The sequence below is a fragment of the Pedobacter sp. ASV12 genome (genome assembly GCF_016429155.1).
In the GTDB taxonomy this organism is placed as follows: domain Bacteria; phylum Bacteroidota; class Bacteroidia; order Sphingobacteriales; family Sphingobacteriaceae; genus Pedobacter.
In genome coordinates, this window is record NZ_JAELUC010000122.1 from 1 (window position 1) to 7310 (window position 7310).

The 7310-nt window shown below is 42.4% G+C and carries 6 protein-coding genes; all 6 read right to left on the bottom strand.

Features of this window, described 5'->3' with window-relative positions:
* Nucleotides 1-841 (bottom strand): hypothetical protein (locus JHD69_RS18340; RefSeq protein WP_199141798.1); only part of this gene is annotated, 841 nt, incomplete at its 3' end.
* A 101-nt stretch (nt 842-942) separates the two neighbouring features.
* The gene (locus tag JHD69_RS18345; RefSeq protein ID WP_199141799.1) at nt 943-2412 is read right to left on the bottom strand and encodes an RES family NAD+ phosphorylase; all 1470 of its coding nucleotides are present in this window, start codon (nt 2410-2412) and stop codon (nt 943-945) included.
* A gap of 44 nt (nt 2413-2456) precedes the next feature.
* Nucleotides 2457-3989 (bottom strand): reverse transcriptase domain-containing protein, encoded by a 1533-nt coding sequence (locus tag JHD69_RS18350; protein WP_199141800.1) that lies wholly within the window; start codon nt 3987-3989, stop codon nt 2457-2459.
* 334 nt (nt 3990-4323) lie between these two features.
* Complete coding sequence (locus tag JHD69_RS18355) at nt 4324-5349, bottom strand: BT4734/BF3469 family protein (RefSeq protein WP_199141801.1); 1026 nt, start codon at nt 5347-5349, stop codon at nt 4324-4326.
* A 65-nt stretch (nt 5350-5414) separates the two neighbouring features.
* Nucleotides 5415-6188, bottom strand: coding sequence for a nucleotidyl transferase AbiEii/AbiGii toxin family protein (locus tag JHD69_RS18360; RefSeq protein ID WP_199141802.1), 774 nt, complete (start codon nt 6186-6188; stop codon nt 5415-5417).
* The gene (locus JHD69_RS18365) at nt 6178-7194 is read right to left on the bottom strand and encodes a type IV toxin-antitoxin system AbiEi family antitoxin (protein WP_199141803.1); all 1017 of its coding nucleotides are present in this window, start codon (nt 7192-7194) and stop codon (nt 6178-6180) included. The genes JHD69_RS18360 and JHD69_RS18365 overlap by 11 nt, the downstream gene beginning before the upstream one ends.
* Between the last annotated feature and the right edge of the window lie 116 nt (nt 7195-7310).

The following is a 7310-nucleotide window of genomic DNA, read 5'->3' on the forward strand; positions in this document are numbered from 1 at the left end:
AGTTGCCAAGGTGAAAATCGCTAAATGAAAGCTGAACACTGCAGGGTGTGATTGAGAGAATAGAATCAGCATTTTCAAGGACGGTAATCACAGTCTCGTTATTGTTCCCATTCCACTTTGTGGCAAAGATCAATCTTTCAGAGTGTCCTAGTAAGTTTTTTATTGCAAGAGTTCCACCAGTTTTCTCATTGTTATTAATTAATGTTTTTGGGTTAAATTCAAGTCCATTATCTATTATTATGATTTCGTTTTCTCGAATATTTATTTCCAGTGATGTAGCATTTCCATGTCCAAAGGCATTTCGGAAGTGCTCAATTAGATAGTCCCGGAGCGCATCTGAAATTTTCTTGCCCCAAACTATAGAAATACAGCTATCTGTGACTAGATCACCTATAAGGGTATTCTCCCTGCCCGTCTTTTCAATTATCAAGTCATTGTTCGCCAATTTTTTTCCTTCGTATAATTGCAATGCAGTTTTGTAATCATACCCTTTTTGTAACATAAGGCTCGCAATATTTTCCGCAAGTTCTTTCCAAGCTTTCAAAAGGGGTGTTGAAAATCTTGTTTCATCTGTATCGATCAGCTTACCGTGTTTATCACACATCCAAATACCGTTTGAAATGTGTTTTCTCTGCTCTGGGGTCAAGCTGACATCGTACCTGCGCGAACCAGTGCCTTGTGAGGCGGCGGATATATGACAAGCAGTCCCAACACTACTTGTCGATTTTTCACTTTCTTCACTTGGCCCAATGGTAATCGCTCCACAGCCGGGAAATGAACAGTGATAACTTACTCTTTTTGCAAGTTGGATTTTTGTTTCTAATGTAAAGTCATCTCTCATTCTTTAGCAATAAAATTGTGCCGTCTCTGTATCTATCTCATTTTTATTTTAAGTAGCAGGTTGATATCTCGTTAACAAAGAAATCAGTAGCTATGTAATGCTCAAAAATCCAAGATATCGGAATCTTTAATGGGACGCTCTTTTTTTAAAATAGATCGTTGGAATGGAATTTCCTTTTTTATGACCTCGAGTGAGCTTATCTCGAATATCTGCAGGTTATTTTCTTGAATTTTTAAACTGATTTCCCTTGAATCTTCTGAAACGGGCCATCGTGGAGATGGGAGGAAACCAAACCTAGGATGATAAATATGGTCTTTCACCTTTTCTTGCTTTTGAGGCTTAAAAGGTGGTGTAACAACAACGTTATAGCTCTCATATTCTCCTTCCGCAGGTTCGTAAATACTAGAATGCGCTGTGATGGTAGACCCCGCTATTACCTCTATAGGCTGTACCCTTGAGGCGCGATGGAACAACACTACATTTGCACCATCTTTTTTGGATTGTGTCGAGGAGAATATGATCCCATCGTACGGAGGATCATGTGCTTCGGCTAGAAAATCTGCAATAATCTGAGTAGAGAGGTAATCTTTTGATTCCTGTGCAGGCATAACGGGAAGTGCAATACGATCCACAAGATGGGTCAGAAAGAGTGCTTTCTCACGTAGCGGTGCATATTCTGGATCAAATATACTGCCTTCCGCCCTTGCATTCCGTAGAGCGGTAAGGTCGAGGAGGCGAAGTGGACGTAATATTTCAAAATATCCGATTACCACTTTGCTCCCTACAGGAGGCCTTACCTCTGCGAGAGCAAGTTCTTGGCTGGTCGCACCATAAAAGACGGCTACCCCTTGCGCATTCATCCGTCCGCCTCGGGCAAATTTGGAAGAAGGCGTACCTATCTGTTGATCGGGGTTCTTGATAGCTGATAGCATCTCATCACGGTCCTGAAAGACACGAGCCCTGTAAAGCCCTTTAATACCCTTGGGCGATCCGGTCTTTCTAATAAGCGGCGCACTTTTGTAGGAGGTGAATTTTTCCAGGCCGTTGAATATTCTAGAGAGATAGTCATACACCTTTTTGCTGAAAAAGCGGGATTCGGATTGTATGACACGTTCGAATTCCTCCCAGTCTTGTTGCCATAGGTGGTCGGATACACCATTCAATTCATATAGGGCTTCGCTGCTGAATCGCTGCTCTTCAAAGTCGGTATCGTGATCGTAATACCTGGTTTGGAGTATTTCTTGAATGTCCTGGGCTGCCTTTTCTGGAATACCACCCATATCCTCAAGTAAGAAAGGAAGGGTTTCTCCCTCGCGAGACCACCAGTATGTGGATTCCGGATCTGAATGTTGCCTGTAGTACTCCTCCTCGGTCGGCTGATCATTGGTTGGCTCAAAATGCTGTTCGAAAGCTTGCTCAACACGGTCTGCAATTTGGCTTATCGTGTAGGATCGTCTTTTTTTCTTGCAATATGTACATACACAGCTTACTCCATTCTGCCTAATTTCTTCACTTAGATAATCGTCCATTACGCATTTATAGCATAATTTGTCATCGTCGGTATCTTCCATATACATGATGTTTTGATACTAAATATTTTACCTAATTTTCTCGGTCAAATTCCCCGATCCGGTTTGTTTTTAAGTGCCTGATAATAATAGCTAAAAGGAAATCCGTAATAAATTGGTTCGGAACTCCTTTGGTTTGGTTTTGAAATCGAACTATCGTCGCTTCCCATCTTGCTAATCATCAATCTTAGTTTGAGCAGCAATCGGTTTCGGCTGGAGTCCAATCGCTTTAGCTGTATGCGCGAATACTTGTTATCTGTTAACAGCTTATAGCCACTCACCCAGCACATTTCATTGGGGATCTGCTGATAGTTCCAAAGATTAATCCTGCCAACGGACATACCGATCAGACGGCTGGCAACAGACTCATAGATTGAACCTTTACCGCTTCTGCAATGCGGATCTTTGAGAATCTTTTTCAAGTCACCCACGACGCGGAATTGTTTCTTCATCTCCTTTAAAAGTGAACTTTTCCTTACCCTTATGTGTCCCTGATAATGCACTTCGTAACCTACGAATCCAATCCAGGGAGAGCCCATTCCACTTTCATTTCCCCATCTATAACAGCTCTTTGATTTTTCTGACCAGAATTTTTTGGCAGTATCATAAGGGGCAGCAACAGGATCGTGGACGATTAGTTTCTTGGATTGCAAGCCCGAAAGATACAGCTGGAAAGCCTGCTGACATTTCTCTCGATGTGGATGGATGATGAGCATATCATCACAAAACCTAAGGTAGAGCAGATTCCCATCTTGAAGTGAGGAAATTTTCTTGTCAATACTGTGCAATACGGCATTCGCAATAAGTCCCGAAAGCGCTCCGCCCTGTGGAATACCAATTTTGGCAGAGGATAAACGTTTATAGTGGCCATTGGCAATCAATTCTTTTCCTACCCATGCATATTCGCCCTTTGGAATATGAAATTTATCGAAGTGTGCTTGTTTATGGTTCAGTGGCAAAACACTTTTGTTGAATGTATAAGATTCAAGGTAATCGTTAAGTATGCGTTTTGCATCTGCCAAATCTTTCGGCGAATGATTTCCCATCCCCTTACGGTTGAAGAGCTGTGAAAATATTTTTTTGATCAAAGTATGGTTCACCGTATCAAAAAACTTCATCATGTCACATTCGGCAACGTAGAGATTTCCTTCCTCAAATCTTTTCCGGTAATCGAGGATTTCCTCAACAGGCTCATGATGAGTCGGACAGATCAGCTTTCCTTTAATCATGCGTTTGGACCTAAATGCAAACGAATGGTCGATGAAAAAAGGATCTAGAACCTCTGTCAAATATCTATTTACGATGCTCAAAATAAGCTTATCCTTCAAACCAAATGAAGCTATCGGGCGGCATATATTTGATTTTGTGAGGCTTGCTTTATCTTCTTTTAGTTTGGGTATGATCTTTGGCGCCCCTATTTTGTAGCTCCCTCCATGTATGCCATCCTGAACCTCTTTTATAAAGGTGTCTAAACGTCCCAAAAACGGAGCGCTTGGTTGGACATTCCTGAAAAACTTAAGCGTTGCCTGCAGGGATAACATTGTCTTTTCTGTCGAGCTGCGCGGAACCCCATTTTTCATCCTTTTTCGCTCGATTACCGATTTCCATTGTTTTCTTGGAGGAAACAAGCTGGTCAATAGCTCAGTGCTCCTGGTGTTCGAACTTATATGATAATTGTGTTTTTTGGATTTTGTATGCAGGTGGATAAGGTGGTCCTTGTTACGTCGATGGGCCAGCTTCACCCTCAGGCGGCACAGCATATCAAGGATGTTTTTTTCTGATGAATAATCCTTGAGGGTTAACATAAAGAAAAAGAAAGTGGTCCCTGACTAGAAAATACTGAACTATAAGAGCTCCTCCCAACTTTGGCGTGCACAGAATAGCTGTTAATACTTGCGATGTACTTTGCTATTTTCATAACATTTCCCCCACCTTAGGTACCTCTTTCTCTTTCTTATAGCCAACTTGCTTAGCAAAATAGACTACGGTAGCAAAAGTAAACTTTCCCATCGAATTTGCATAGCAATAATCCACCATATTTTGGCAGCCCTTTTCATTGTAGCCTTTGCCATCGAGTTTAGATAATGACAAAAAATATTTCATTCCCAGTTCATATGTGAAAGTATTGGCAATCGCATAGGATACCTGATACCAGTTACGAAAACTGTTGGTTATAGATAGTCCTCTTTTTGATAAGAATCTGATGATTGCCTGTATTTCAGTTCTGTGGGTTTGACTGTTCCTGTTTAAAGGATTGTATTTTTGGTCAGCGGTTGGTTCCGCGGAATAAGAATATGTCGCCGTTCGAAGGGTTTGGTTCACTATCGCAGCTTCTGTTTCCGTATAGGCAACAAGAAAAGGCGTTATTTCATTTCGTGTAAAAAGATTTGGATCGTATGAAAAAAAACATAATCGCGTGACATCACTACCGCTTTTGTCCAGTTCCACCCCGTGATTTTCCCTAAAATAACTATGAACTTTCCTGAAGGAATACGTATGCCTAAAGTTTGTGTCGAGTATAGGGAAATCTTGGGGAAAATCCAGGTACATCAGTCCCTTCAGTCCCAGGCCCGAGGGAGATTCCCAGAAGGATATGATGAGTGGATCGTTTTTGAGCTGGGATTTCAAAGCTGACATCGATTCGTTTGTTAGTTTGTCAAAATCCAGCACAAGAATCTGGTTGTAGATTGAAATAGATGACCTATTTCTTTTTTTGTCAAAACTAGCAGAAAATGTGACAGCGGGGAGGCGTCTTTTCTCCCGGTCATAGTAATCTGTATCGCCATCTGCTAGATGCTTTCTTAGCTTCTCCACGCGCGTTCTGTAGTTGCCGCTAGCGATAAGCTCCAGACACTCACCGATTGAGAGTTGGCCCGATAACGGACTCCAAGAATTTTCCTGGAACGAGACGGCTATATCAGAGAGGGCTAGAGAGGTCATTTAAATTTTATTATAGGGGAAAATAGGCAAATTTCGGAATCTTCGGAAATCTTTCGGTTTTTTCTTCAGCTATCAATCATCCCGTTTAACATAGCCTGCCATCTGGCAGTTTCGCGTTTTGCTAAAATTTGCTTAACTCGATCAGCAAGTGCTGGCGAGTTAGCTAACAATAACTTCATCTTTTGTCCGATAAGCCTAGAGCAAACCAGACGGATGTAGTCGTTTTCGTTGGTATCATAAAGTTCCAATAGCTCAAAGTGAGACAGGTATATGTCATCGGTGTTCAGGTCGAAATAGCTTTGGATGAGGTGCTCAATGTCTGCAATATCCTTGGTTCTTTCTGGGCGATCGTCATTGGCGATAAGCTTTAGAAGTATAATGCCCTCTATACTACAGACTTTCACTATCTGGCCATTGCCTATATCGTAATTTTGAGCAAAAGGATATATCTCGGTGAAGCCAGGCATGTTCAGTACGAAGGTTGGATCGGTGAGCTTCACGTTTCCGTTTGGCTCCTCGATTTCTCCAAATGGGAGGAGATCTAATTCTATGCCTTTCTTATAGATCAGTTTTATGGCTTCTTTTTCATGGCCTTCAAATAGCCCCGTGTCTATCAGGGCTTTTTTAATTTGGTTATATTGGCCTTCATCGCTGATAGTAATAGCAAGGTCTACATCTTTTGTGCCCCGCGTTGACTGGAGCTCTTCGCTCGCAGATAAATGGATATCCCTTGCGATAGCACCTACGAGGTAAAAATCAATTCCAAATTTTTCGCACACCTCACTGATCTTACCAAGCATCTCGGATACCTGTGGTAGCAATAATGGTTTATCCGACATATCTTTCTTTTATTCTTAGTGCAATCTCCCTGTTTCTGCTATCAAGGCTGCTGATCAGTTCGGCATAAGCGAGCATAGGGGGGATTGTCCCATCTGCTGGCGCCGTGTTTTCTTTGTTCCAGAACGGCCTTAAGATTTCGACATCGCCATCAGCTGAGGGAACAAGTCTTAACCTTTTCATAAGATCAAATCGGTCGCTATTAGAATATATGGTATAAATTTCAGGCGTCAGGTGCCCTGTAAGGATAGCTCCAGCAGTTTCTCCGCCCCAGAGGATATCATCGTATTGTACGGCATGTTCATGCCAGTTCGTTTTATCTTCCTTTTTGGCAAAGCGAAACCTGCCAAGCATTTGCTTGGGTCTTAGAACAGTTCTGTACATATCAGACCATTTATCTAACAGTGCAGTTTTGTTGTCCAGCAACAAGATGGGCTGCCCCATTCGGGTACCCGTTATGATATAGCCGTCCCGCTTCAGTTCTGAAATAAAATTTCCAACGTTTCCCAAAGCTACCCCTGAGGCATAGGCCATGTTCCTATATGAGGTGTTTAGGATATCCGGCTCCTGAAGCACTGCGAACAAAAATTTGATCCCGGCCGGAGCCCATAACTTTGTGTCATCGTTATATTTTGGCGGAGTGGTTTTTTGATCACTTATCAGAATGAACATACTCCGGGTTTCGATGTAGCAATTTCCCGAGGTTTCGATGAAACAAATATTTTGTTTCCGCAATTCCTCCTTCATCGGTGTAGGTATATATTTAGCTATCAGAATTATTCTGCCATCACGCTGTTGTTGTCTGGAGATGATGTTATCCAACGTTGCTGTCCTAACCTCTGTTTTTACCTCGGCTTCCAAAATAGACGTTTGTTGTCCTTTTGTGAGCTCTATTACGGCGTCTGAACTTCTCCCCCGTCCGGGTTTATAGCTTAGGATTTTCGGATCTATTCCAGTTAATTCAGTTAATCTGTCAAGTGCGGGAAGTAAGATGTCTTGCTCCTTCATGTTCAAAAATTTTATGCTGTTCAAGATACATGAACACCTGGTTCTGTCTCTTATACACATCTAAAAGGGGGGGGGGGGGGGGGGGGGGGGGGGGGGGGGGGGGGGGGGGGGGGGGG

Bases quoted from the DNA above. Each gene is read 5' to 3' on its own strand.
- JHD69_RS18345 (WP_199141799.1), bottom strand. From the start codon at position 2,412: ATGGAAGATACCGACGATGACAAATTATGCTATAAATGCGTAATGGAC.
- JHD69_RS18350 (WP_199141800.1), bottom strand. From the start codon at position 3,989: ATGAAAAATGGGGTTCCGCGCAGCTCGACAGAAAAGACAATGTTATCC.
- JHD69_RS18355 (WP_199141801.1), bottom strand. From the start codon at position 5,349: ATGACCTCTCTAGCCCTCTCTGATATAGCCGTCTCGTTCCAGGAAAAT.
- JHD69_RS18360 (WP_199141802.1), bottom strand. From the start codon at position 6,188: ATGTCGGATAAACCATTATTGCTACCACAGGTATCCGAGATGCTTGGT.
- JHD69_RS18365 (WP_199141803.1), bottom strand. From the start codon at position 7,194: ATGAAGGAGCAAGACATCTTACTTCCCGCACTTGACAGATTAACTGAA.